This is a genomic window from Natrinema saccharevitans (assembly GCF_001953745.1).
Lineage (GTDB): Archaea > Halobacteriota > Halobacteria > Halobacteriales > Natrialbaceae > Natrinema > Natrinema saccharevitans.
On record NZ_LWLN01000001.1, the window covers coordinates 186,005 to 210,389 of the forward strand.

Annotated in this window: 23 protein-coding genes and 1 pseudogene; 13 read left to right on the top strand and 11 right to left on the bottom strand. The window is 68.1% G+C overall.

What is annotated here, in order from left to right; translation table 11 throughout:
• Window positions 1-154 precede the first annotated feature (154 nt).
• Window positions 155-679, top strand: a complete 525-nt coding sequence (locus tag A6E15_RS01000) for a PadR family transcriptional regulator (protein WP_076142993.1) — start codon at window positions 155-157, stop codon at window positions 677-679.
• Between the two features lie 16 nt (window positions 680-695).
• Here the strand turns inward: A6E15_RS01000 and A6E15_RS01005 are convergent, their stop codons facing one another.
• The 4 genes and pseudogenes from A6E15_RS01005 to A6E15_RS01020 all read right to left on the bottom strand — a co-directional run.
• A complete protein-coding gene (locus tag A6E15_RS01005; protein ID WP_076142994.1) occupies window positions 696-2,537 on the bottom strand; it encodes a site-2 protease family protein in 1,842 nt (613 codons plus the stop codon).
• Window positions 2,538-2,582: 45 nt separating this feature from the next.
• On the bottom strand, window positions 2,583-4,289 hold the full coding sequence (gene lysS / locus A6E15_RS01010; RefSeq protein WP_076142995.1) for a lysine--tRNA ligase: 1,707 nt from the start codon (window positions 4,287-4,289) through the stop codon (window positions 2,583-2,585).
• Window positions 4,286-5,011, bottom strand: coding sequence for a UMP kinase (gene pyrH / locus A6E15_RS01015; protein ID WP_076148124.1), 726 nt, complete (start codon window positions 5,009-5,011; stop codon window positions 4,286-4,288). Before pyrH ends, lysS begins: the two co-directional genes overlap by 4 nt.
• 69 nt (window positions 5,012-5,080) lie before the next feature.
• Window positions 5,081-6,100: pseudogene (locus A6E15_RS01020) on the bottom strand (CapA family protein); the annotation flags it as partial.
• Window positions 6,101-6,237: 137 nt separating this feature from the next.
• On the opposite strand from A6E15_RS01020, the gene A6E15_RS01025 reads away from it, so the two are divergent.
• The 3 genes from A6E15_RS01025 (at window position 6,238) to A6E15_RS01035 (ending at window position 8,969) form a co-directional block, all read left to right on the top strand.
• Window positions 6,238-7,074 (top strand): molybdopterin synthase, encoded by an 837-nt coding sequence (locus A6E15_RS01025; RefSeq protein WP_076142996.1) that lies wholly within the window; start codon window positions 6,238-6,240, stop codon window positions 7,072-7,074.
• 256 nt (window positions 7,075-7,330) lie between these two features.
• On the top strand, window positions 7,331-7,570 hold the full coding sequence (locus tag A6E15_RS01030; RefSeq protein WP_006180229.1) for a DUF7123 family protein: 240 nt from the start codon (window positions 7,331-7,333) through the stop codon (window positions 7,568-7,570).
• A 235-nt stretch (window positions 7,571-7,805) separates the two neighbouring features.
• Window positions 7,806-8,969, top strand: coding sequence for a site-2 protease family protein (locus tag A6E15_RS01035; protein WP_076142997.1), 1,164 nt, complete (start codon window positions 7,806-7,808; stop codon window positions 8,967-8,969).
• Between the two features lie 24 nt (window positions 8,970-8,993).
• Here A6E15_RS01035 and thiL read toward each other — a convergent pair whose 3' ends face one another.
• Entirely contained in the window at window positions 8,994-9,872 is an 879-nt protein-coding gene (gene thiL / locus A6E15_RS01040; protein ID WP_076142998.1) for a thiamine-phosphate kinase, read from the bottom strand.
• A gap of 96 nt (window positions 9,873-9,968) precedes the next feature.
• On the opposite strand from thiL, the gene A6E15_RS01045 reads away from it, so the two are divergent.
• From A6E15_RS01045 to A6E15_RS01055, 3 genes are all read left to right on the top strand, one after another.
• Window positions 9,969-10,424, top strand: a complete 456-nt coding sequence (locus A6E15_RS01045; protein WP_076142999.1) for a 30S ribosomal protein S19e — start codon at window positions 9,969-9,971, stop codon at window positions 10,422-10,424.
• Between the two features lie 105 nt (window positions 10,425-10,529).
• A complete protein-coding gene (locus A6E15_RS01050; protein ID WP_006180225.1) occupies window positions 10,530-10,880 on the top strand; it encodes a DNA-binding protein in 351 nt (116 codons plus the stop codon).
• Entirely contained in the window at window positions 10,880-11,470 is a 591-nt protein-coding gene (locus A6E15_RS01055) for a DUF7411 family protein (protein ID WP_076143000.1), read from the top strand. Before A6E15_RS01050 ends, A6E15_RS01055 begins: the two co-directional genes overlap by 1 nt.
• A gap of 28 nt (window positions 11,471-11,498) precedes the next feature.
• Here the strand turns inward: A6E15_RS01055 and A6E15_RS01060 are convergent, their stop codons facing one another.
• Window positions 11,499-12,545, bottom strand: coding sequence for a sensor histidine kinase (locus A6E15_RS01060; protein WP_084177320.1), 1,047 nt, complete (start codon window positions 12,543-12,545; stop codon window positions 11,499-11,501).
• 185 nt (window positions 12,546-12,730) lie between these two features.
• Between A6E15_RS01060 and hisS the strand changes: the two genes are divergently transcribed.
• On the top strand, window positions 12,731-14,029 hold the full coding sequence (gene hisS, locus A6E15_RS01065) for a histidine--tRNA ligase (protein ID WP_076143001.1): 1,299 nt from the start codon (window positions 12,731-12,733) through the stop codon (window positions 14,027-14,029).
• A gap of 1 nt (window position 14,030) precedes the next feature.
• Here the strand turns inward: hisS and A6E15_RS01070 are convergent, their stop codons facing one another.
• Complete coding sequence (locus A6E15_RS01070) at window positions 14,031-14,261, bottom strand: hypothetical protein (protein ID WP_076143002.1); 231 nt, start codon at window positions 14,259-14,261, stop codon at window positions 14,031-14,033.
• A gap of 132 nt (window positions 14,262-14,393) precedes the next feature.
• Here A6E15_RS01070 and A6E15_RS01075 point away from each other — a divergent pair, with 132 nt between their 5' ends.
• Window positions 14,394-15,869 (top strand): sulfatase-like hydrolase/transferase, encoded by a 1,476-nt coding sequence (locus tag A6E15_RS01075; protein ID WP_076143003.1) that lies wholly within the window; start codon window positions 14,394-14,396, stop codon window positions 15,867-15,869.
• Window positions 15,870-16,246: 377 nt separating this feature from the next.
• Window positions 16,247-16,684 (top strand): hypothetical protein, encoded by a 438-nt coding sequence (locus tag A6E15_RS01080; RefSeq protein WP_076143004.1) that lies wholly within the window; start codon window positions 16,247-16,249, stop codon window positions 16,682-16,684.
• 18 nt (window positions 16,685-16,702) lie between these two features.
• Here A6E15_RS01080 and A6E15_RS01085 read toward each other — a convergent pair whose 3' ends face one another.
• From A6E15_RS01085 to A6E15_RS01095, 3 genes are all read right to left on the bottom strand, one after another.
• Window positions 16,703-17,137 carry a desampylase gene (locus A6E15_RS01085; protein WP_076143005.1) on the bottom strand — a complete coding sequence of 145 codons (435 nt, stop codon included), beginning with the start codon at window positions 17,135-17,137 and terminating at the stop codon, window positions 16,703-16,705.
• The gene (locus A6E15_RS01090) at window positions 17,134-18,120 is read right to left on the bottom strand and encodes an ABC transporter substrate-binding protein (RefSeq protein ID WP_076143006.1); all 987 of its coding nucleotides are present in this window, start codon (window positions 18,118-18,120) and stop codon (window positions 17,134-17,136) included. The genes A6E15_RS01085 and A6E15_RS01090 overlap by 4 nt, the downstream gene beginning before the upstream one ends.
• A gap of 325 nt (window positions 18,121-18,445) precedes the next feature.
• A complete protein-coding gene (locus A6E15_RS01095; RefSeq protein ID WP_076143007.1) occupies window positions 18,446-20,311 on the bottom strand; it encodes a molybdopterin biosynthesis protein in 1,866 nt (621 codons plus the stop codon).
• Between the two features lie 110 nt (window positions 20,312-20,421).
• Between A6E15_RS01095 and A6E15_RS01100 the strand changes: the two genes are divergently transcribed.
• Window positions 20,422-21,549 carry a serine hydrolase domain-containing protein gene (locus A6E15_RS01100; protein WP_076143008.1) on the top strand — a complete coding sequence of 376 codons (1,128 nt, stop codon included), beginning with the start codon at window positions 20,422-20,424 and terminating at the stop codon, window positions 21,547-21,549.
• A gap of 64 nt (window positions 21,550-21,613) precedes the next feature.
• Entirely contained in the window at window positions 21,614-21,769 is a 156-nt protein-coding gene (locus A6E15_RS20185) for a rubrerythrin-like domain-containing protein (protein WP_139326550.1), read from the top strand.
• A gap of 137 nt (window positions 21,770-21,906) precedes the next feature.
• Here the strand turns inward: A6E15_RS20185 and A6E15_RS01105 are convergent, their stop codons facing one another.
• Window positions 21,907-23,220 (bottom strand): molybdopterin molybdotransferase MoeA, encoded by a 1,314-nt coding sequence (locus tag A6E15_RS01105; protein WP_076143009.1) that lies wholly within the window; start codon window positions 23,218-23,220, stop codon window positions 21,907-21,909.
• Window positions 23,221-23,954: 734 nt separating this feature from the next.
• On the opposite strand from A6E15_RS01105, the gene A6E15_RS01110 reads away from it, so the two are divergent.
• On the top strand, window positions 23,955-24,326 hold the full coding sequence (locus A6E15_RS01110) for an Hsp20/alpha crystallin family protein (RefSeq protein ID WP_076143010.1): 372 nt from the start codon (window positions 23,955-23,957) through the stop codon (window positions 24,324-24,326).
• The last annotated feature ends 59 nt before the right edge of the window (window positions 24,327-24,385 follow it).

A 24,385-nucleotide genomic window follows, 5' to 3' on the forward strand; every position in this document is an offset into this window, starting at 1 on the left:
GCGGGTTGGAACCGGGCGCTCAAGAAGGGCCGGGTTTCCGTTGACAGTTCCGACCCCGGCCCGTCGTCGGTAGATCCACCGGTACCGAACCTGCACCGTCGGTTCTCGACGTGACCGAAACCCTTTACCGCCGTCCGTTTTATCCCCGAGACACATGCGGAAAAGTGGCCCGCCGAAAGGACTCATCGCCTATCTCGTCCTCGAGCTGCTCGCGGAAAAACCGCGGTACGGCTACGAGATCTTGAAGGAGATCTGTGAGATCAGCGGCGGTCACTGGGAGCCGTCCTACGGTTCGGTCTACCCCATCCTCTACAAGTTCGAGGAGAAGGGGTGGGCCGAGCGCATCGAACGTGCGGACGAACCCGATCGGAAGTACTTCGAACTGACCGCCGAGGGGCAGGCGGAACTCGAGGAACGCCGCGAAACGGGCGCGGAGAAGGCTCGGGACTTCGCGGACGTCATCCTCGGCTTTTTCCACGTCTATGCTGCCTTCTCGACGGACGACCGGTTCGAGATCCCCCCGATGGACGGCGAGTGGCACTTCGACGAGGCGTTCAGCCGCTGGGTCGTCGAACAGGTCGTCCGCCACTACGAACACTACTTCGATACCGAGTTCGAACGCCTCGAGGCGACCCCGGAAGAGTTCTACGAGCGCCACGGCGTCGAGCCGGAGGAGTGAGAAAGCGGGCCGCCCACTATCCCGAGACCAACTGCGGCCCGAACAGTAACAGGAGGAAACTCACGAGCATCGTCACGCCGACCGTGGTCGTCACGACCCGGACCATCCCGCGGGTCGCGTCGACCGGCAGCCGCGAGATGACCGCTTCGGTACTCGTCCGGAGGATGTGGCCACCGTCCAGCGGGAACGCCGGGATGCAGTTGAAAAAGCCCAGCTGGACGTTGATCCAGCCGGTCCAGAACAACAGGTTCGCCACCAGGAAGACGGTCCCGTCGCCGAACGCCCCGAGGAGACCCTGTGCCTCGTAGAAGTTCTGAATCCCGCCGGTGAACCCGGCGAAGTTAAACGGCAGCGCGCCGCTGACGCCCATCACCGGCAACAAGATTGCGAGCCCCATCTTCCCGAGGAACGTGTCGGTAATCGGTCCGAACCGCGTGTCCCCGTCGCCGCCGAGCAGCCCCAGGTACTCGTCGGCGGGGTAGAGCTGCACCCCGATGTCACTGACCGCCACGCCGGACGTTCCCTGGAACGGCTGAATGCCGAGGAACCCGCTGTCGGATCGCGGATGCTCGTCGAGGGTTACCTCGTAGCTCTCCCGTTCGTCGCCGAGATAGCCCGCGACCGCGACCGCCTGTCCGGGCTCGGTGTCCTCGAGCAGGTCGGCCAGCTCCGCGTAGTCGTGGACACGTTCGCCGTCGAATCGGGTGATGACCATCGTCTCGTCGGTCGGTCCGGTCTCGGCCTCGAGCGGCTCGTCCTCGACGACCGAGACGGCGGCTCCGATGGGGACCTCGCGCTCGACGCGGTCGTCGCCGCTGGCGGGGTCGACCGTCAGCGTCACGCGCTCGCTCTCGCCGACGGCGTCGAAGAAGCCGCGTTCGGTCGCGACCGTTTGCCCGTCCACGGCGCGGATCTCGTCACCGGTCGAGAGGCCAGTCGGTCCGTCGTCGACCGCCGCGGTCACGAGCAGCGATCGGTCGACGGTCTTCGTCTCCTCGCCGTCGAGTTCGACGGCGACCTGCTCGCCGCTCGTGGCCTCGAGACGGTCCGCGAGGTCGTCGTTGCCCTCGACGGCGGTGCCGTTGATCGCCGTGATGCGGTCGTTGGGTTCGATTCCGGCGTCGGCGGCGGGGGAGTCGGGTGCGACGCCGCCGACGGCGGCCCCGGAGGCGACGCCGATCGAGCCGACGACGGGGCCGAAAAGCAAGGCGAAAGCAAGCAGCGTAATCGCGAAGTTGTTGGTGACGCCGGCGGCGAACATTCGGGTCTGGCCGCCGCGGGAGGCCGACTTGCTGCTCTCCTGATCGGGCTCGACGAACGCGCCGACCGGCAGGACGGCGAGCATCGCGACCCCCATCGAGTCGATGTCGATGTCCTCGACGCGACAGAGCAGCCCGTGGCCGCCCTCGTGGACGACGAGACCGACGAGCAGCCCGAAGACGATTCCGGGCGTGGCAGACAGCGGGAGGAAGTCGTTGACCCCGGGAATCACGAGGACGTTTCGCGGCTGTCGGACGGCGGACGTCGCCATCTCCGGCGTCGAGAGCGCGGTGATCGCCGCCTGGACGAGAAAGACGAACATGCCGATCATCACGACAAGCGCGATGCCGACGCCGAGGTTCGACCACGCACGCCAGAACCGTTTGGGACGAGCGAGACGGTCGAGAAGGGCGCGGCCGCGTTTGGTGTGGAGGGTGAGGATCGGCCCCTGCGTGCCGACGTAGTCCGGGAGCCAGCCCGCGTTCCGCAGGCCGACGATCACGACCCAGTAACTGAGGAGCCCGATCAGGACCCACGTGACGAGTTCGGAGCCGTATATTGCAGGGGGCGAGACGAAACCGAGGGATCCGTGATCCATCGGTACTATCTCGGGCGGGCGTTCTCAAATGGCTTTTGTCTGTCCTCAACGCTCCCGCCGCAGTCGCGCGACGACGAACTCCCGGTCGACCTTCGCGAGGAACGGGCCGAGCTTCGGCCCCTGGTCCTCGTCGAAGAACAGCCGGTAGCCCGCCGCGAAGAAGTCGCCGACGTCGACGTCGTGGCGCTTTGCCGTCTCGTAGATTTCGCCCTGGATCTCGTCGGGCTCGTGGCCCGCTTCGATGAAGTCGGCCAGTTCCGCCAGCGCGTCCTCGGTCGCCGCGTCGAACTCGTGATCGGGGATCTCGCTGCGCTTGAGTTCGTAGTCGAACTCGTTGCCGGTGCGTCGCGCCCAGTTGCGAGCCTGCTCGACCCGCTTTAGCGCCGCATCGACGGCCCACTCGGGCGCGTCGTCTGGGATGTGGCCCTCTCGACGGGCGACCTCCTCGCGCAGGCCGGGATCGTCGAACATCCCGAGTACCGCGGCGAACGTGTAGGGCAGCCGGATCCGCTCTTCACGGGGCTCTCCGACGATGAACGGGTAGACACGCTCGGCGAAGGCCCGCTCGTCCTCGTCGGCCTCGAGTTCGCCGAAGTAGATCGCCTCGAGCCGGTCGAACTCGTCGACCAGCTGGTCGAGGCGCTCGATGCTGAAGTCGCGTGCCTTCACGGGGTCCTTCGCGAAGAAGTACCGCAGCACCTCGGGCTCGAGTAACTCGAGGACGTCAGAGACCAGAATCACGTTGCCCGCGGAGGAGGAGAACGGCTCGCCGTCGAGGGTGAACCACTCGTAGACCATCGGGACGGGGGGCTCGATCTCGAGGACGTTGCGGGCGACGTCCTGCCCGCTCGGCCACGATCCTTCGGCGTGGTCTTTGCCGAAGGGCTCGAAGTCGACGCCGAGCAGCTGCCACTGACCGGGCCACTCGAAGCGCCAGGGGAGTTTGCCCTCCCGCAGCGTGGCGGTGCCCTCGTGGCCGCAACCCTCGATCGTCTGATCGCCGGCCTCCATGTCGGTACAGCGGTAGTCGACGGTCGGTTCGTCACCGGCCAGATCGACGCTCGTCACCGTTTCGGTGATCGTCCCGCACTCCTCGCAGATCGGGTTGAACGGGACGTAGTCGCCGTCCGCGTCGACTTTGTCCTGATACTTCGAGAGGACCTCGCTCGCCCGCTCGCGGTGTTCGAGGACGAACCGGGTTACGTCGTCGAACGCGCCCGACTCGTACAACTCGGTGTTCGAGACCAGCTCGATTGGCACGTCGAGCGCGTCGGCGCTGTCCTGAATGATCGTCGCGAAGTGGTCGCCGTAGGAGTCACAGCAGCCGAACGGATCCGGGATATCGGTGTAGGGCGCGCCGAGGTTCCGGCCGAGCGCGCCGGCGTCGACCTCGCCGAGATCGACGAGGTTCCCCTCGAGGTCACAGAGGGTCCGGGGCAGTCCCCGGAGCGGATCGCGGTCGTCGGCGGTGAAGACCTGTCGGACCTCGTGGCCGCGGTCCCGAAGCACCTCGGCGACGAAGTACCCCCGCATGATCTCGTTGACGTTGCCCAGGTGGGGAACGCCCGAGGGCGAGATGCCACCTTTGACGACGATCGGTTCGTCGGGGTCTCGCTTTTCGATCCGATCCGCGACGGTATCGGCCCAGAACGCGTGGCGCGTCTCGCTGGCTTCCTCGCTCTGGAGGGTGTAGGGGCTGATCGCGTCCGATTCCGCCGCGTCTCCGGTCTCCCCGTCGCCGTCGGGACTCATTGCTCGTCGGCCGCCCAGTAGGTCGGTTCCGCGCCGGCTCTTTCGGGGACGATGTCGGTCCCCTCGTGATCGCCGTCTCGAACGGCGCGGGCGATCCGGTCCGGGTCGGTGCCGTCGAGGACGATCGTCCGCATTCCCGAGCGCTCGATGATCTTCGCCGCCAGCAGGTCCACGGGCGCGGAGGCACCGGCGTTCATCTCGAGGCCGGCGATGGCGTCGACCAGTTCCGTCGCGGAGAGCCGGTCGTGCTTGGTCGCGTCGTCGTCTTCGTTGGGGTCGGCGCTGTAGACGCCGGGGACGCTCGTGGCGTAGATCAGCAGGTCGGCGTCGATGTACTCCGCGAGGGCGGCCCCGACCGCGTCGGTCGTCTGGGCCGGCGCGACCCCGCCCATGATACAGATGTCGTCCCGGCGAAGCGCCTCGCTGGCTTCCTCGTAGTCCAGTGCGGGCGCTGTCACCGACTCCTCGCTGAGCGCGGCGATGAGCAGCCGCGCGTTGAGTCGGGTGACGTCGATCCCGAGCTGGTCGAGTTCGATCTCGTTGGCACCGAGGTCACGTGCGGCCCCGATGTAGTCGCGGGCGACGCCGCCGCCCCCGACGACGGCCCCGATCCGACAGCCTTCGGCGATGAGGTCCTCGATGACGGCGGCGTGCTCGGCCACCCGATCCGCGCCCGGCTCGGGGACGAGTACGCTCCCACCGATGGAGACGACCACTTTCATACTACCCCGGTGTAGCGGAGTTGCTATCTTAAGGGTTGTCAACTGCCCGGACGGCGTGGTGACACACCCCTCGAGCGGTAGGACGAGTCCGTCGCCGTCTCGTTCGAACTCGGTCCCGAACGGGTCGGATAGTTCACGCATCCGATCCCGGGCCCACGCGGCCGCGTCCGGACTCGCCTCGCGGACCGTACAGCCGTCGGTCTCGGTGGGAGACACTCGGAGGTCGCGGAGCCGGCCCTCGGGCGTCGCCCGCAGGACGAACAGGAAGCTCCGGTCGTTACGCAACTCCTCGTCGATCTTGTAGTCGTCTACGAAATCGCCCATATCGTAGCAGATCGGTACCCCCTCGTGGACCTCGATTCCCTGCAAGACGTGGGTGCTGTGGCCGTGGACGAGGTCGACGCCGTTCTCGACTAGCCAGTGGCCGAAGGCCCTGAACGAGTCCGGCGGTTCCGTCACCATGTTCGGACCCCAGTGTAGCGAGGCCACCAGCAGATCGAGATCCCGTTCGCGTGCGCGCTCGAGGGCGTCCCGGACGAGCCGTCGCGTCTCCGGATCGTCGGCGTCTACGTCGATCCGCGCCGTTCCCGGCGAGTCCGCGTCGGCGGCGTATTCGGGCGTGCTGTCGGTCAACGAGACGACCGCGAGGTCGAGCCCGTCGGTGCTTTCCCTGCTCGCCTCGGAGGCGGGGATCGTCACCACCGCCGGCTCGAGCGCCTCGTCGAGCGTCTCCCCCGCACCCGTGCGGGCGATCCCGGCGTCGTCGAGCGCGCCGAGGGTGTCCCGTAACCCGATCTCCTCGTAGTCGAGGACGTGGTTGTTCGCCAGCGCACAGACGTCGACGCCCGCGCGCTCGAGCGCCGGAACCGCCCAGTCGGGGTCGGCCCGAAAGTGACACGGACGGTGAGTGCGCTGTCACTCCCGGCCCCGCGTCGAGAGGACGCACTCGAGGTTGCACACCAGCCCGTCCAGTCCGCGGAGTCGCTCGAGGACGGTTCCCCAGACGGCGTCGATCGAGCGCCTCTGCTGGCGGTCGTCGACGACCCGCCCGAGCATGACGTCACCGGTGAAGCCGATCCGGAGCGCCATACGGGCCGTTCGCGACCGAGACCCGAAATCCGGACCAGCGTTCGACGGCTCGAGGCTCCGTGTCCCGACCGCGATGACCCCCCGGCCACGGGGCTTTCGTCGACAGCTACAAACCCCGACCTACCCACAGTCTAGCCATGCACGTACTCGGTGTTCGCGACGCGGGAGCCGACGGCGACGCGCTCGAGGCGGTCGTCGATCGGGTCGTCGACCGGCTCTCCGAGCGGGGACGGGTCGGGGTCGTCAGATACGACGCGACGATCGCCGACGGGACCCAGATCCGCGAGTCGGCGACGCTCGGCGGCGATGTCACCTACGACCTCGGCGTCGACGGCGACTGGACCGCCTCCGGGACGGGGATGGACGTCGGCGACGCGCTCGACCGACTGGCGACCGACTGCGCGTACGCGGTCGTCGTCGGCGTTCCCTCGCTGCAGTACCCCTCGATACTCGTCGGCGGCGACGAGTCCGACCGCGAGGCCGCCGGCGAGGTGCTGGCGGCCGTCGAGGGGCCCGCCAGCCTCGACCTCGCGGTGCTGGTCGACGACCTCGAGGCAGCCGAGCCCCACCGAACCCTCGAGTCGCTGGTCGCCCGAGTCAAGGCGTCGCCGGCGGCCGACCGTGCGGGCGCGATCGCGACGTTTACCGGCCGCGTCCGAGCGAAAGACAGCGCGGACGACGCGCGCACGCGGTACCTCGAGTTCGAGAAGTACGAGGGGGTCGCCGACGAGCGGTTGGCCACCCTCGAGGCCGACCTCGAGTCGCGAGACGGCGTCTTCGCGGTCGAACTCTACCACCGAACCGGGATCGTCGAGGACGGCGAGGACATCGTTTTCGTCGTCGTGCTAGCCGGCCACCGCGGGGAGGCGTTCCGGACCGTCGAGGATGGGATCAACCGGTTAAAAGACGAAGTTCCGCTGTTCAAAAAAGAGGTGACGGTCGAGGACGAGTTCTGGGTCCACGAGCGATCGTGATCGCTCCCGTCGTTCACCGACCGGGCTGAACGGGCGAAACGGTTGGGGCAGGCGACATTGAATTACCCGTGTTTATCGAGTCGAAGATAATACGTTAGACGCGGTTTTAAAATGTCTAGCGGAATCTGAGCGAGTCGATAAGAATTCTATTACCAGGTATAAAACGTCTATTACCCACCAGATAGCTGAACACAATCGAAACAGGGCTAACCAACCCTTCTTTATAACGGGTTGCCGCCACGAGGGAGAATCGTCGATGAGTACGACAGCCCAACCCTCCACGGAAAGCAAGGAACGCCGCCTGAAACGCTACCTACGCGAACGTGCCGAAGACGGCGAGCTGTACTTCAAGGGCAAGTTCATCGCGGACGACGTCGGGATGTCCCCCAAGGAGATCGGCGCGTTGATGGTCAAACTCTCGGACTCGGTCAGCGACCTCGAGATCGAGAAGTGGTCGTACACGAGCGCGACGACGTGGCGCGTCGCCCCCGCGTAACGCGATAGTCTCTCGATCGTTCCGCCCGTCCCCGCAGTTTCACTCCCGCGTGCCGACGCGTCGTAGACGCTACCCGACGCGCCGGCGCGTTCGTCGTCCGATCGCGGTTCGTGTTCTCCGCCGGTAGCCGCGTCGCCGTCCCGTCGCCGATAGCCGCCGTCACGAACGGTTGCGAGAAACGGACTCGGCTGCCGACGACAGTCGTTTTATACGGTTCCGAGCCGAATTACGGGTAATGGACGACGGCGATCGGTCCGGCTTCGGCGGGTCGGCTCGCGACGGCCGTTCCCCCGCGGACGGACCGCCGATCGAGCGGATCGAGTCGGTGTTTGCGGTCTACGAAGTCCGGCGCGAGGACGACCAGCTAGTGTACTACGGTGATCCGTTGACCCACCCCGAGCGGGTCATGCGCGAACTCTGGCCGGCGTTTAACGACCGGGGATACGACCTCGAGTTCGAGCGCCGCCACGGCGAGTACGTCCTCGTCGCCGGACCGTCGACCCGCGGCATCGACGGGATTCCCTGGACGAACGTGATCCTGCTGCTGGCGACGATCGCGTCGACGCTGTTCGTCGGCTCGTGGTGGTGGTATCCGGCGCTCGACCCGTTCGGGAACCCGATCGATCTCCTCCACGCGTGGCCGTTCTCGCTGGCGATCCTCGGCGTCCTCATGGTCCACGAGATGGGCCATTACGTCATGAGTCGGTACCACCGGGTCGACGCCTCGCTGCCCTACTTCATTCCGATCCCGACGCTCATCGGGACGATGGGCGCGGTCATCAGGATGAAAGGCCGGATGCCCGACCGGAAGGCGCTGTTCGATATCGGCGTCGCCGGGCCGCTGGCCGGGTTAGTCGCGACGGTCGTCGTGAGCGTGATCGGGCTTCACCTGCCCCCCGTAACCGTCGACCCGTCGCTGCTCCAGAACCCCGATGCGGTCCGGATCGAACTCGGCTACCCGCCGCTGCTCGAGTTGCTCGCGGCGGCGTTCGACCAGCCGCTGTATCGCGACGATCCGACGACGGGCGTGAACCCGGTCGTCATCGGCGCGTGGGTCGGGATGTTCGTGACGTTTCTGAACCTGATTCCGGTCGGCCAGCTCGACGGCGGCCACATCCTGCGAGCGATGACCGGCGAGTTCCACGACACCGTGGCCGCGCTCGTCCCCGGCGCGCTGTTCGTCCTCGCGGGCTATCTCTACTACGTCCAGGAGTACACGGTGAACGCGGTCTCGGTCTGGCTCATCTGGGGACTGTTGACGACGGTGTTCGCGTCGGCGGGGGCGGCGACGCCGATTCGGGACGACCGACTCGGCACCGGTCGGACCGTCCTCGGCGTCGTCACGTTCGGGCTCGGCTTGCTCTGTTTCATGCCGGTGCCGGTGATGGTCGTCGGCTGAGACGACGTCGTCGGTCGCCGACGCCTATCCGTGCGTGTAGCCCCGATCCGCCAGCGACTCGCCGTCCACGCTGATGCCGTGATCGGGCTCCCGGACCCGTCCGAGGACCGACAGCGAGACGTCGGTCGCCGACCGGACCGCCGACAGCGCGTCCGCGGGGACGGTCGCGACGAGTTCGAAGTCCTCGCCGAAGGTCGTCGCGCGCTCGAGCGCGTCGTCGTCACCGTCGGCGATCTCGCGGACGGCGTCGTCGATCGGCACGCGGTCGGATTCGATCGCGAACCCGCAGTCGCTGGCCTCGGCCAGCTGATGCAGCGAGCGGGCCAGCCCGTCGCTCGAGTCCATCATCGCGCTCGCGTGCGGAGCGAGCGCCCGTCCAGCGGCGATCCGCGGCTCGAACCGGAACAGTTCGTTCGCTCGCTCGGCGTGACCCCGGTCGAACAGCTCGAGCGCGGCCGCGCTGCGGCCGAGGGTGCCGGTCACGCAGACGCGATCGCCGGGACGGGCTCCCGACCGACGGACGGGGTCGTCGGCGCGGCCGATCGCGGTCGTGGCCGTCGTGAACTCCTCGTGACTATCGAGGTCGCCGCCAACGTATTCGGTATCGACGCGGTCGCAGACGTCGTTCGCGCCGCGAACGAAGTCCAGCAGCTCCTCCCCGTCGAAGGTCGGCGCGGCGTAGGCGGCGACCGCGGCCGTCGCCTCGGCCCCCATCGCAGCCACGTCCGACAGCGACGCGCCGACGGCGCGCCAGCCGGCGGTGTACCGGGTCGTCCCGTCCGGAAAATCGGTGCGATCGTGGAGCATGTCCGTCGTCACGACCAGCCCGTCGACGACGGCGGCGTCGTCGCCGGCCGCCGCGAGTTCCCCCTCGAGCAGTCGGAGGGCGGCGCGTTCGTCCATACCCCTCGTTTCGACTCGAGGGCGAAAAACCGTCCGGGCCGGCCGGATCGGCACGATACGATGGTCTTAAATGCCGCGGACGGAAATCACACGCCAATGGCTACGATGTACGACGTTCCGGCGGACGACCTCATCGAGGCGCTCGCCGACGATCTCGCGGACCGACTCGAGGAACCGGACTGGGGCAAATTCGCCAAAAGCGGCGTCGACAAGAAACTCCCGCCCGAACAGGACGACTTCTGGGCCACCCGCGCCGCGAGTCTCCTGCGCAAGGTCGCCGATCGCGGCCCGATCGGCGTCGAGCGACTGTCGACCGAGTACGGCGGCGCGAAGGGCGGCTCGAACCGCTATCAGGTCGCGCCCGCGAAGCGAACCGACGGCTCGAAGAACCTCATCCGGACCATCCTCCAGCAGCTCGAGGAGGAAGACCTCGTCGAGACCGCCGAGGGCGAGGGTCGCCGCATTACCGCCGACGGCCGGAGCCTGCTCGACGAGACCGCCGACGAGGTCCTCGAGGAACTCGACCGCCCGGAACTCGAGCGCTACGCCTGATCGCGGAACGCAGTTGAACCGTTTTCGTGCCGCTTGCAGCCCCCAGAGCGACGCCTCCGTCGTCCGTAATCATTTTCCCGCCCGCCGGCCAAGTACGGGACAACGATGAGTGGCTCACCGGACGAGGAAAAACTCGAGGAGCTCCGACAGAAGAAAATGGAGCAGCTACAGGATCGGGCCGAGGCCCAGCAGGGCGAGGGCGGCCAGGAGGCGGCCCAGCAGCAGGCCGAAGCCCAGAAGAAGGCCGTACTGCGCCAGCACCTGACCGACGACGCCCGCAAGCGGCTCAACACGGTCAAGATGAGCAAGCCCCAGTTCGGCGAACAGGTCGAGCGCCAGGTCATTAGTCTCGCCCGCAGCGGCCGCATCCAGGGGAAGATCGACGACGACAAGATGAAACAGCTCCTCAAGGAGCTGAAACCCGACTCCCAGAGCTTCGACATCCAGCGCCGGTGATGGAGCTCGGACTGCTCTACAGCGGCGGCAAGGACTCGACGCTCGCCGCGCTCTTGCTCGAGGAGTTCTACGACGTGACGCTACTGACGGCCCACTTCGGTATCAGCGACGACTGGAAACACGCCCGCGAAACGGCCGAGTCCGCGGACTTCGCCTTCGAACGCCTCGAGTGTGACCCCGACGTCGCCCGCGAGGCCGTCGACCGCATCCGCGAGGACGGCTTCCCGCGAAACGGCATCCAGCACGTCCACCAGCACGCCCTCGAACGGTTGGCGGCCAAGGAGTTCGACGCCATCGCCGACGGCACCCGCCGGGACGACCGCGTGCCGACGGTCTCGCGGGCGCAGGCCCAGAGCCTCGAGGACCGTCACGACATCGACTACATCGCGCCGCTGTCGGGCTTCGGTCGGTCGGCCGTCGATCGACTCGTGGAAGCGCGACTGGACGTGACGGTCGGTCCGAGCGAGGAGATCGACCGGGCCGACTACGAGGCCGAACTCCGGGCGCTCATCGCCGCAGAAGAGGGGCGGGCGGCGATCGCGGACTACTTCCCGGATCACGATCAGACGTACGTGACCGACGTCCGCTGACGGCTACTATAGCGCTTCGGGACGGAGTCTACCCGCCGCGAGTGAACTCGAACCGGGCTCCGCCGGACTCGCTTTCGGTAATCGTCACTCGCCAGCCGTGTGCGTCGGCGACGGCCCGGACGATCGCGAGTCCGAGGCCGGATCCCTCCGCCGAGGTGGAGTACCCCTGCTCGAGGACGGCGTCGCGTTCGTCTTCGGGGATACCGGGACCGTCGTCGGCGACGAAAAAGCCGCCGTCACAGGGGCCGACGCGGACGTGAACGTCCTCGCGGCCGTGTTCGATCGCATTTCGATAGCAGTTCTCGAAGAGCTGTTTCGCCCGCTTTGGATCGACGCGTAGCGGGCGGTCACCGACGACCTCGTAGGTAGCGTCGTCGGTCTCGACGACCGTCCACGCTTCGCTCGCGAGTTCGACCAGCGGTACCTCGTAGGGGTCTTCGACCTGGGTTCCGCTGCGGGCGACCGACAGGCTCTCGTCGATCAGTTCGTCCATCCGGGTCAGCGCCGCGTCGACCTCGTGGAGATGCTCCGGATCGCCGCTGGTAAACGCCGCCCGAAGCCGTCCCTGCGCGACGCTGAGCGGGTTCCGCAGGTCGTGGCTGACGACGCTCGCGAACTCCTCTAACCGCTCGCTCTGGCGTTTCGCTTCCCGAGTTGCGGCCCGCTGTCGGATCTCGTAGATGCCGGCGACGGTGCCCGCTCCGACGCCGACCGTCCCGCCCATCAAGAGCAGGTAGAGCGGGGCCCGCGCGCCGGTTTCCTCGAGATAGAGGACGTAGAGATGCAGCGCCGTCACGAGAAAGGCCGCGAGAAAACCCCCGAGACCGTAGCCGAAGACGGTGAGTCGGTCCCGCGTCGAGACGTCGCGAGCGACGAGCCACCGGTCGGCGAAGACGACCGCCGTCGCGGCCAGCAACGGAAAGACGCTCTCGAGCAGTGCGCGATTCGAGAGTTGCTCGCCGGCGAGGCGAACGCCGATGAGCGCGGCGAGAAACAGTCCCAGCGCCGACAGCGGCGACACCGGCAGTTGCTCGCCGATCTCCGCGACCCAGTCGTCGTCGGCCACGCGTTGCACGGTCGCACTCTCGGTACAGGCCGGTATCAACTTACGGGACGATCTCGGATTCCAGACTGTCGAACTAACGCCACGGATGGCTGAACCAAACGTTCGTCCCCGGTCGCCGGCGAGCGAGGCGACCCTGCCGATTCGGCCGTCCCGGAACGGAAGGATAGAAGTTCGCCGTCCCCGAACGGATGTCCATGTACGACCGGATCAAGGGCTTTCGTGACTTCTATCCCGGCGAGATGGCCGCCAGACGGCAGGCCATCGACACCGTGGAGGACACCGCTCGCGAGTACGGCTTTCGCGAGGTCGGGACGCCGGCGCTGGAACGCGCCGAGATGTGGACCGACAAGAGCGGCGACGACATCGTCGACGAACTCTACGCCTTCGAGGACCAGAGCGGTCGCCACGTCACGCTGACGCCGGAGCTGACGCCGACCGTCGCCCGGATGGTCGTCGCGAAACAGCAGGAACTCTCGAAGCCGATCAAGTGGTTCTCCACGCGACCGTTCTGGCGCTACGAGCAGGTTCAGCAGGGTCGCTACCGCGAGTTCTACCAGACCAACGTCGACATCTTCGGCTCGTCGGAGCCGACGGCCGACGCCGAGATCCTCGCGTGGGCCGCCGACGCCCTGACCGGGCTGGGGCTGACCGGCGACCACTTCGAATTCCGGATCTCCCACCGGGACATCCTCGGGGGCGTCCTCGAGAGTTACGATACCGAGGTCGACACCGAGGCGGCGATCCGCGCGGTCGACAAGTCCGACAAGATCTCGCGGGCGGAGTACCACGACCTGCTGATCGGTGCCGGGCTCTCGGCGGACCAGGCCGCCGAGTTCGGCGACCTCATCGCGGGCGGCGACCTCGAGGAAGTCGAGGCGTTCGCGGGGACCGAGCGCGTGACGGCGGCGGTCGAGAACTTACAGAACGTACTGGACGCGGCCGCGGACTTCGGTGCCCGGGAGTACTGTACGATCTCGCTCGAGACGGCCCGCGGGCTGGACTACTACACGGGCGTCGTCTTCGAGTGTTTCGACTCCGCGGGCGAGGTCTCGCGGTCGATCTTCGGGGGCGGGCGCTACGACGACCTCATCGAGAGCTTCGGCGGCCAGCCGACGCCGGCGGTCGGCGTCGCGCCGGGCCACGCGACGCTCGCGTTGCTCTGCCAGCGGGCCGGCGTCTGGCCCGAGGAGGACGTGACGACCGACTACTACGTCCTCCAGATCGGGAACACGCGGGCCGAAGCGGCCCGGATCGTCGGCGAACTGCGCGATCGGGGCCACGTCGTCGAGACGGACATCGCGGGCCGGTCGTTCGGCGCGCAACTGGACTACGCCGACTCGATCAACGCCGAGACGGTCGTCATCGTCGGCGAACAGGACCTCGCGAACGACGAGGTGACGATCAAGGACATGGCCTCGGGCGACCAGACGCAGGTCCCCGTCGGCGAGTTCCCCGGCGACCGCGAGCGGCCGACGTTCGAGGACCTCGCCTGACTCACTCGCGGTTCGGTCGCTGCTCTCCGGTACCCGGCTCTGGGCATCGCGGTGACTGTTCTTCGGCTCCCCGACGATCGCCGTCGGTCTCGAGGCGGTCGTCCGCGTCGCGGCGCTCGACCGGCGAGTGGCCGGTCTCGACGAAGTGATCGATCATGGCCCGGCTGAGTTCCCCGTCCGCCCCGTCGGTCCGATACTCCCACCCACACTCGTCGCAGTACGCGCTCGGCACGTGCGGCCCCTCGAAGGGCGGACCAATGAACGATCGGGTTCACGCGGTTGCGTCTTATAACGGCAGCCGCGCGCGTCGCCGAGCGCCGCCGCAGGTCCCACCATTAACTGCGACCGGGGTGTACGACGGTCGATGGCCGACTCCGACTCCCGCCCGAACGTCCTGTTCGTCCTCACAGATCAGGAGCGATACGACGCCAGCGCACCCGACGGGCCGCCGGTCGAAACCGAGGCGATCGACTCGCTCTCGAGGGAGGGAATTCGCTTCGAGCGGGCGGTGACCCCGATCAGTATCTGCTCGAGCGCTCGCGCGTCGCTGCTGACCGGGCAGTTTCCCCACGGTCACGGGATGTTGAACAACTGCCACGAGCCCGACGCGATCCGGACGAACATCCCCGACGAACTGCCGACGTTCTCGGAGGAACTCGTCGCGGCCGGCTACGACCTGACCTACACGGGCAAGTGGCACGCCGGTCGCGATCGGACGCCGGCCGACTTCGGTTTCTCGTATCTCGGCGGGAGCGACACGCACCACGACGACATCGACGAGGCGTTTCGCGAGTACCGCAGGGAGCGGGGCACGCCCGTCGACGAGGCCGACCTCGAGGACGCGATCTACACCGGCGAGGAGCCCAGAGACGCCGACGAGGGGACGTTCGTCGCCGCGAAGACGGCCGTCGACGTCGAGGAGACGCGCGCGTACTTCCTCGCCGAGCGGACGATCGACGCGATCGAGTCCCACGCCGACGGCGACCGGGACGGCCCGTTCTTCCACCGAACGGACTTCTACGGGCCCCACCACCCCTACGTCGTCCCGGAACCCTACGCCTCGCTGTACGATCCGGACGACATCGAGCCGCCCGACAGTTACGCCGAGACCTACGAGGGGAAACCGCGCGTCCACGAGAACTACCTCGCCTACCGCGGCGTCGCGGACTTCGACTGGGAGCTGTGGGCCGAGGCGCTCGCGAAGTACTGGGGCTTTCTCACGATGATCGACCACCAACTCGAGCGGATCCTCGCGGCCCTCGACGACTACGGACTGGCCGACGAGACGGTCGTCGTCCACGCCTCCGATCACGGGGACTTCGCCGGGAGCCACCGCCAGTTCAACAAGGGGCCGCTGATGTACGACGACACCTACCGGATCCCGCTGCAGGTCCGCTGGCCCGGCGTCACCGACGGCGCGACCTGCGAGACGTCGGTCCACCTCCACGACCTCGCGGCGACGTTCCTCGAGATCGCCGAGGTACCCGTTCCCGAGAGCTTCGACGCACGGAGCCTGGTCCCGCTGCTCGAGAACGGGGGCGAGCCGCCCGCCGACCTCGAGTGGCCCGACTCGACGTTCGCCCAGTACCACGGCGACGAGTTCGGCCTCTACAGCCAGCGGATGGTCCGGACGGACCGGTACAAGTACGTCTACAACGGTCCGGATATCGACGAGTTGTACGACCTCGAGGCCGATCCCGCCGAACTGCAAAACCTGATCGATCACCCCGAGTACGCGAACGCCCGGAGAGAAATGCGCGAGCGGCTGATCGAGTGGATGGACGAGACGGCGGATCCGAACCGGCTGTGGGTGAGCGGCGCGTTGGAAAACGCGTCGTAGCTTTGGTTCTTCAGAACGTGCGGTGGCGCGCGCTGTCTGCCGATCGAGCGCTAGCGAGAGCGGTCGATAACCTCGTGCGGGGTCGTCGCGAGTGAAACGAGCGACTGCTTGGAAGATGCTCCGCATCTTCCAGTGGATGAGCGAGCGACTGAAGGGAGCGAGTGAATCGGTTGGGGTGGGTGTGGCCGCTCCGTGTTGCCACGATAACAGCGCGCTCCCTGTTGTTGTCGTCTGTACCGAGAGCGGAGTGTTCAGTCGAATTTTCGCTTGAAGCACCGACTCCACGATACGATCTCGGTACGGAAGCGTACGTTTACGGTGCCGAAGCCGATACCATCGTCTATGATCGCCGCCACCGACGAGACGAGGGGACAGCGATGACGCGCGACGACACCGACGACTCGCCCGCCGACCTCCGCGAGCGGGCCGCCCGCGACGAGGAGATCGCCGACGCCCTCGAGGACCTCCTCGAAGAACTGCGCGACGAGGACATCAAGGGGTCGCGCCTCGAGGGCCTGTTCGACGAGGTCAGCTCGAGCAATCCGAACATCTGGAACATCGTCTCGGCCTTCATCGACGTCGAGGACGGCGAGGCGGTCGTCACCGACGAGTCGAAACTGGCACAGGGCAGCTGGGCCCCCGAGATCGTCGACGGCTGTGACACGATGATCACGCTCGAGATCGAGTACGGGATGATGCCCGACGAGTTCGCCTACGCCGCCGGCAAGAAGCTGACACAGCGGATCGAGGAGTTCCGCGAGCGGGCGGCCGAGGCGCGAGAACGGGCCGACGAACTCGAGGAGTCGGCTGACTGACTGCGCAGCCGGCCCGTCTCACGCGACGACGAGTTCCTCCCGCTCGAACCGATCGCCGGAAGCGTCGGCTCCGTCCCCGCCGGTTCGCCACCGCCACGACCCCACGTCGAGGGGCTCGAGCGAGACGATCACGTACGACCGATCTGGCCAGGTCGCCCGGGCGGCGTCGGTCTCGCTCGGCCGGTCGGGGCCGCGGGGATGGGAGTGATAGAAGCCGACGATCGCCTCGCCGCGGTCCTCGAGCCGGTCGAAGATCGCGAGTTGTTGCTCGGGCTCGATCTCGTATCGGGTCCGGGGGTTCTCGGCGACGTTTGCGGCCGGATACTGCGACGCCACGCGGCTCCGACCGTCGGGGTCGTACGCGCCGCCGAGGACGCCACAGATCTCCTCGGGCGTCCCCTCGCGAGCGCGCTCGAGGATCGCTTCCCGAATCCCGGCCGGCAGGACGATCACGGTCGGGAGTCGGCCCCGGCCCGTGTCTCTGTCTCGGCGGACTCGCCCGTCGGTGCGACGCCCTCGAGGTCCGCGAACGGGACCGCGACCTCGGGGTCGGGGCCGTCGAACCGCTCGGGGTGGACGATCGGTGCCAGCGCCTCGAGGGTGTCGACCAGCCGCGGGCCGGGCCGGTTGAGGTAGTGGTCGCCGTCCATCGCCCACACGCGTCCCTCCTGCACTGCCGTCAGCTCCGCCCAGCCGTCGCGTTCGGTGAGGTCCGTCGCGTTCCGTGCGATCTGCTCGAGACCGAAGCCACAGGGCGCGGCGATCAGGACCTCGGGGTCGTACGCGCGGATAGGGTCCCAGTCACGCGGCCTCGAGGGCTCGCCGATGTCGGCCAGTCCGTACTCGCCGCCGGCCCAGTCGACGAGTTCGGCCGTCCAGTGGCCCGCGATCATGACGGGGTCGGTCCAGTCGAGGATCGCCACGCGCGGGCGGTCCTCGGGCGGGATCTCCGCCGTCCGCTCCCGGACCGCCTCGAGCCGGGCCTCGAGGTCGGCCCGCAGCTCCCGCGCCCGCTGCTCGCGGTCGATCGCCGCGCCGATCCGCTCGACGTCGTCGAGGACGTCGCCGACGCTGTGGGGATCGGTCGGGACGATCTCCGGCTCGGCCGCGATGCGGTCGACGGCGTCTTCGATCACCGCCTCGTCGACCGCACAGACGTCGCACATCCCCTGCGTGACGACGGCGTCCGGCTCGAGGGCGTCGAGCACTTCGATGTCGACGTCGTAGACGCCGCTCTCGGTGTCGGCGGTCTCGAGGACTTGGCGGTCGATCTCGCCGCTCGAAGTCGACTCGTCGACGTCGATTCTCGAGCGCGTGACGGCGGGCGCGTCCGCGGCCGCGGGCGGGTAGTCGCACTCGTGGGAGACGCCGACCGGCTCGCGGCCGAGTGCGGCGACGATTTCGGTGGCCGAGGGGAGCGTCGTGACGGTTCGCATGGTCGTCCGTAGGGAGCGAGCGGTCAAAAACGGCGGGCTCGAGGAACGGCGGTGTGCAGCGTATTCGACGACGGTGAGAACGAACCGTGTCCTGCTATCGTGGCAACACGGAGTGGCCACGCCCTCCCCAGCCGATTCGCTCACGCCTATCGGCGTTCGCTCATCCCTCGCACAATGTCGGGGCGCGGTTCGTCACCGACTCACCGCGCCCCAGTGCGCGCCACTGCCCGCTGACTGGCCGGTTCGGAGCGAGCAGTTCCTCACTGCCACGGCTATGCCGGCCGCCCTCGAACAGTCAAGAACTGATTCGAACGCCGCGTCGCCGCTATCGCTGCGCCGACGACACGTCCGAAAGCGCCGCCTCGAGCTCCCGAACCCCTTCCTTCTCGGTCCGATCGGGGTTCGCCAGCACTCGGATCGGCTGGTCGCCGAGCGGGACGAAACCGAGATCCAGCCGGTCGGCGGTCTCGCGCAGGCCCAGTCCGGCGTCGGCGTCGCCGGCGATGACCTTTCGAGCGGGGCTCTCGTGGGCGCGCAGTCCGAGGTCGAAGCCGTCGATCGCGTCGACGATGTCGTGGCGGTCCACGCCCCGCTGCTCGGCGAGGTCAGCTACCGCCGCGCCGAGACTCGAGCGCAGTCCGGAGTCGGTCGTCCGATTGACAAAGCGCAGGTCGCGATCGACCAGGTCGGCCAGCCCCTCGAGTTCGGCGGGGTTGCCCGCGGGGACGACCAGCCCCCACTCGCGTTCCCAGCGGCCGAGTTCGACCGCTTCGAAGTCCGGTTCGGCGGGACCCGTGACGACGGCCGCGTCGGGGACGCCGTCCCGGAGCCGCCGCAGGCCGGGCCGACTGCCCACCGAGAGATAGCGGGGGTTCTCGAGGCCGTCGAGCAGTCGGGCGAACGTCGGGTCGTCCTCGCCGACGGCAAACAGCGTCGGCGGCCGCACGTCCGGCGAAAAGAGCGTGACCGTGACGGGTTCGCCCGCCTCGAGGTAGTCGGTCTCGGGACCGACCTCGACGACGCCGTCGGCGTCGGCGAGGCTGGTCGTCGCGCCGCTGCCCTTGTCGACGGGGTAGACGAGCGTCTCGCCGTCGCCGTTTGTAACTATCCCTACCGGCATGAGCCGATGGCGACCTTCTTCGTACCGCTCTTGCCTGGCGAGGCGTCCGGAGACGGTCGACGACGCGGGTTCCGGGACGCCGGCGGCCTCGCGGATCGCCGGCGCGACGAACGTTCGGAAGACCATCATCGCGGAGACGGGATAGCCCGGGAGGCCGACGTAGGCGCTGTCGTCCAGTCGACCGATCAGCATCGGCTTCCCCGGTTTGACGCTGACCCCGTGGAGCAGCAACTCGCCTTGCTCCTCGATCACCCGGTAGATGACGTCGACCGCGCTCGCGCTGGTCGACCCCGAGGAGAGGACGAGGTCGCACTCGTCGGCCGCGGTCCGCAGGATCTCCTCCATCTCCGATTGCTCGTCGCCGGCGTGGGGGTAGAGTACGGCCTCGCCGCCCGAATCCTCGACCCCAGCGGCGATCGTGTAGCTGTTGACGTCGTAGATCTCGCCGCGCGAACTCTCGAGGGCCTCGCCCGGTCGCACGAGTTCGTCGCCGGTCGAGACGATGCCGACCCGCGGTTTCGCGCGGACGGGCACCTCGTCGATCCCCAGCGCCGACAGCAGGCCGATATCTCGGGGCGTGATCGTGGTCCCGGGACCGAGCACGCGCTCGCCCGCGGCGACGTCCGCACCGGCGAACATGACGTTGTCGCCGGGCGCGACCGAGGTGCGGACCAGAACCTCGCTCCCGTCCGCATCCGTATCGGTTCGTTCGACCGGGACCATCGCGTCGGCACCGTCGGGCATCACCGCGCCCGTCGAAATCTCCGCTGCCTGTCCCTCTGCGAGCGCCACGTCCGGCTTCTCGCCGGCGTGGACCGCGCCGACGATCTCGAGGCGGGCGGGATCGGCCTCGTCCGCGCCGAACGTGTCCCGGGCCCGGAGCGCGTAGCCGTCCAGACTCGCCCGGTCGAAGCCGGGGACGTCGAGTTCGGCGTCGAGTCGCGCCACGAGAACCCGGCCGCGGGCGTCTTCGAGCGGGACGCGTTCGACGCCGCCCTCGAGGGACAGCGAGTCGATCGCCTCGCGGGCCTCGTCGGGGGAGGCCAGATCGCGGAACTCCTTGCGGTTCATACCCGTTCTTGGAGCGCCGCGGCTAAAAACGTCGGTCGACGCGCGGACGAATGCCTGCGAGATGTTCTCGTACGACAACCGTTAAACGTCCGCCCGGAGAGTACCGTGCCATGTCACGGATCTCCGAGCGGGACCGCGAGCGCATCGCCGACCTCTTCGATCGCCATCTCGAGGCCGGCCTCCATCACGGGGCCCAACTCGCCGTCTACGTCGACGGCGAACCTGAGATCGACCTCGCCGGCGGCGTCGAAGCGCCCGACGGCCCCGAGGAGACACGCGAGACGCGGCACATCCTCTTCTCGAGTACGAAACCCTACGCCGCGGTGACGCTGCATTCGCTGGTCGAGGAGGGCGCCCTCGCGTACGACGATCGGGTCGTCGACCACTGGCCCGAGTTCGCCGACGAGGGGACCGCAAAGGCCGAGATCACCGTCCGGCAGGTACTCAGTCACACGTCGGGACTCAACCGCGGTGAGATCGACGACCGGCCCGACCTCTGGGGCGACTGGGACGCCGTCGTCGAGAAACTCGAGGAAATGGAGCCGAACTTCACGCCCGGCGAACAGCCGGCCTACCACGCGCTGACGTTCGGCTGGCTGGTCGGTGAACTCGTCCGGCGGGTATCGGGAACGCCGATCGAGCAGGCCGCCGAAGAGCGCGTCTTCGACCCGCTCGGACTGGACGACACCGGGATCGGCCTGCGGGACGACGAGGACGACGACGTCGCGACCCTGGTCGGCTTCGAGCCGTTCGACCGCTGTCGCGACCCCGACGAGGGACTCGGAAAGAACGCCGAGGTCGCGGCCCCATTCAACTCGGAGGAGATCCACCGCGCGGTGATCCCCGCCGCCAACGGGATCGGAACTGCCGGCGACATGGCCCGCTTCTACGCCTGTCTGGCCAACGGCGGCGAACTCGAGGGAACGCAACTGCTCGAGTCCGAGACGGTAAAGCGGATGACGCAGGTGCAAGCCGAGACCGAGGCCGACGGCACGATCGGCCGCGAGGGCCGGTTCGCGCTCGGCTTCTGGAAGGGAGGCACGACGGTCGCGCCGTACGGCTCGCTTTCGCCGGAACACGTCTTCGGCCACGCGGGGCTGGGAAGCAGCGTCGGCTGGGCCGACCCCGAGGCAAACGTCGGCTTCGCCTACGTGACCAACGGCGTCCGGGACGGCTCTTACGAACACGTCGCCCGCGTGAACGCGCTGGGGGACGCGGTTCGACACGCAATCAAGTGAGTCGACGACTCGCCGTCGTGAGACTCCACCGATTCTTTATGTGATCCGAGACCCAAACAAGGGTATGCCCCACGACCAGGACGTCGAAGGCGAGAACGACCCGGAGTCCGTATCGACCTACGAGTGTCTCGAGTGCGGCGACGTCGTCGAGTCGACCACGCACCCCGGCGTCTGCGACTGCGGCGGCGAGTATCAGAACCGGGCGAAGTCCCTCGAGTAGGCGCGACGCGATTTCGGCGGCGACTTCTGTGGCGCGTGTACGGACTGCGGCCTCGGTCGTGCAGCCACGGCGTCGTCGATCGAGTCGGCGGCCGACGACGCGGGTACTGCGAGCCGGCGCGCGGTTCCCGTCCCGTCTCACGCGTGGCGTTCCCAGTCTTCGACGGCGACCGTCTCGCCGGCCGGAATCCCCTCCCGGTCGTCGTCGACGACCACCCAGCCGTCGGCTAAGGCGACGCTCGAGAGGACGCCCGACCCGCTGGCCCGCGTCGGGGTCGCCTCGTATCGGGGCTCGTCTGGCTCGAGGTCGCCGTCCTCGCGGGCCTCGAGTTTCACCCGCGCGAACGTCCGCGCCCCTGGCTCGCTGGGAATCTTGCGCTCGAGGCGGGCCCGCGTCGTCGGGTGGGGGTCGGGCTCGGTCCCCTCGAGCCACCGCAGGACCGGCCGCAGGAACTGGACGGCGTTGACGATGCAGGCGACGGGATAGCCCGGCAGCGCGAGGACGGGGGTGTCCTGGACGATCCCCAGACAGACGGGGTGGCCGGGCTTGAGGCCGACGCCGTGGACCAGCACCTCGCCGAGGTCGTCGATCACCTCCGGCAGGAGGTCGCGCTCGCCGACGCTCGAGCCGCCGGTGGTGACGACGACGTCTTTCGTCAGATCCCGCTGGATCGCCACGCGCAGGGACTCGGGGTCGTCGGTGACCACGTCGCGGTAGGTCGCCCTCGCGCCCCACCGCTGGGCCAACCGCGAGACGGTCAGCCCGTTGGTCTCGATCACCTCGCCGGGCCCGGGATCGCCCGCCACGAGTTCCTCGCCGGTCGGGACGACGCCGACCGTCGGCTGCCTGGCGACCGCGACGCGGCCGTAGCCCGCCGAGCGAAGGAGGCCGAGGTCCGACGGCCGGAGCCGGTGGCCCGCGTCGTAGAGGTGCTGGCCCTCCTCGACGTCCTCGCCGACCGGCGCGACGTTTTCCCCCTCCGCGAGGGCGTCCTCGACCTCGAGTTCGCCGACCGATTCGCGTTCGGTGACCCGCTCGATCATGACGACCGCGTCGGCTCCCTCCGGGAGCGCGCTGCCGGTGTGGACTCGCGCGGCCGTGCCGGGTTCGATCCGGTCGGCGGTGGCGTGGTCGCCCTCGGCGTCGACACCGTCGGCCGGTTCCGTGAGCCCCAATACTTCCGGCGAGCGCTCGCTGGCCCCGAAGGTGTCCGCGGCCCGGACCGCGTAGCCGTCCATCGCCGCCCGTTCGTAGTGAGGGACGTCGCGGGCCGATTCGACGGGTGCGGCGAGGACGCGGCCGTCCGCGCGGTCGACGTCGACCGTCTCGGTCCCACAGGGCACGTCGCTCTCGCCCCCCGCGACCGCCTCTCGCAGTATCCGGTGCGCCTCGTCGACCGGCGTCCGTACCTTGAACCCGGCCTCCGTGCGCTCGCGGTCGGCTCCTTCCATACCCTGAATCGGGTCGCCGGAGGCCAAAAGCGTGGGGGAACCCGTCGTCTCCGAAGCCGGCTCGAGGCCGAATTTGGCGTCAGAGTCCCCCGCTCTCGTCTCGACGACTGTTCAATAGCGGGTTCTCCGTCGTCCCCTGAAACCGGTCAACCGGTGTGCGGTGGCGCGCGCTGTCGGCCGACCGAACGCTAGCGAGGACGGCCGAGAACATTGCGCGAGGGATGAGTGAGCGACTGAAAGGAGCGAACGAATCGGCTGGGGAGGGCGAGGAAATCCCTGTTGCCACGATAGCAGGACGCTTCTCTCTCCAGTCGACTATCTATTCAGGTCGACCATCTATAGTAGCCGCTGAAACGATTCACACACTGATCGCAGCGCCATCGTGCGATCAGGTGTGCAATGACTTTCAGCGGCTACTATAGTCGTCTCGAGTAGAGCAGTGGTTTTTGCCGTGAACAGCAGCTAACGCGTCCTGCTATCTGGCAACAATGAGGGCCACACCCTCCCCAGCCGATTCACTCACTTCGTTCGTTCATCCCTCGCGCAATGTTCTCGCCCGCCTTCGTAAGTACTCAGGCGGCCGACAGCGCGCGCCACCGCACGTCGATTGTCCGCCGTCGCCCGACTCGAGGGCGGCCCGTTGGCGGACGGTCTCTCTTCCCGCGGGACGCTCGAGCGATCGACGAATCGCCGCGACCGCGGCCTTTTTCGTATCGGCGTTCGAACCGATAGCTATGTCAGCGCTCCGCGACGCGTTGCGGGACCTCTCCGACGACGTCTTCTTCGATCTGCTCGAGAGCGAAGACGCCTATCTCCTCGTCCTCGACGTCCCGGGCGTCTCCGCCGAGTCGCTCGAGGTCGCGATCGAGGACGGTCGCATCTCCATCGACGCCCAGCGGAAGAAAGACCCCGCCGGCGACTACCGCTATCTCGAGGAGAACCGGTCGCTGTTCCTCGAGGTGGACCTCCCGCTGCCCGACGACGCCTCCGACGCCGGCGGCGAGGCGACGGTCGACCGGGGCGTCCTCGAGTTGCGGCTGCCGAAACGCGGGGCCGGCGAGGAGACGACGATCGACGTCGTCGACGAGGACGCCCAAACGGGGTGACCGAGGCTGGCCTCTCTCCGTGCGTACAAGCGGTTCGTCATCGTCGCCTGGCAGTTCCT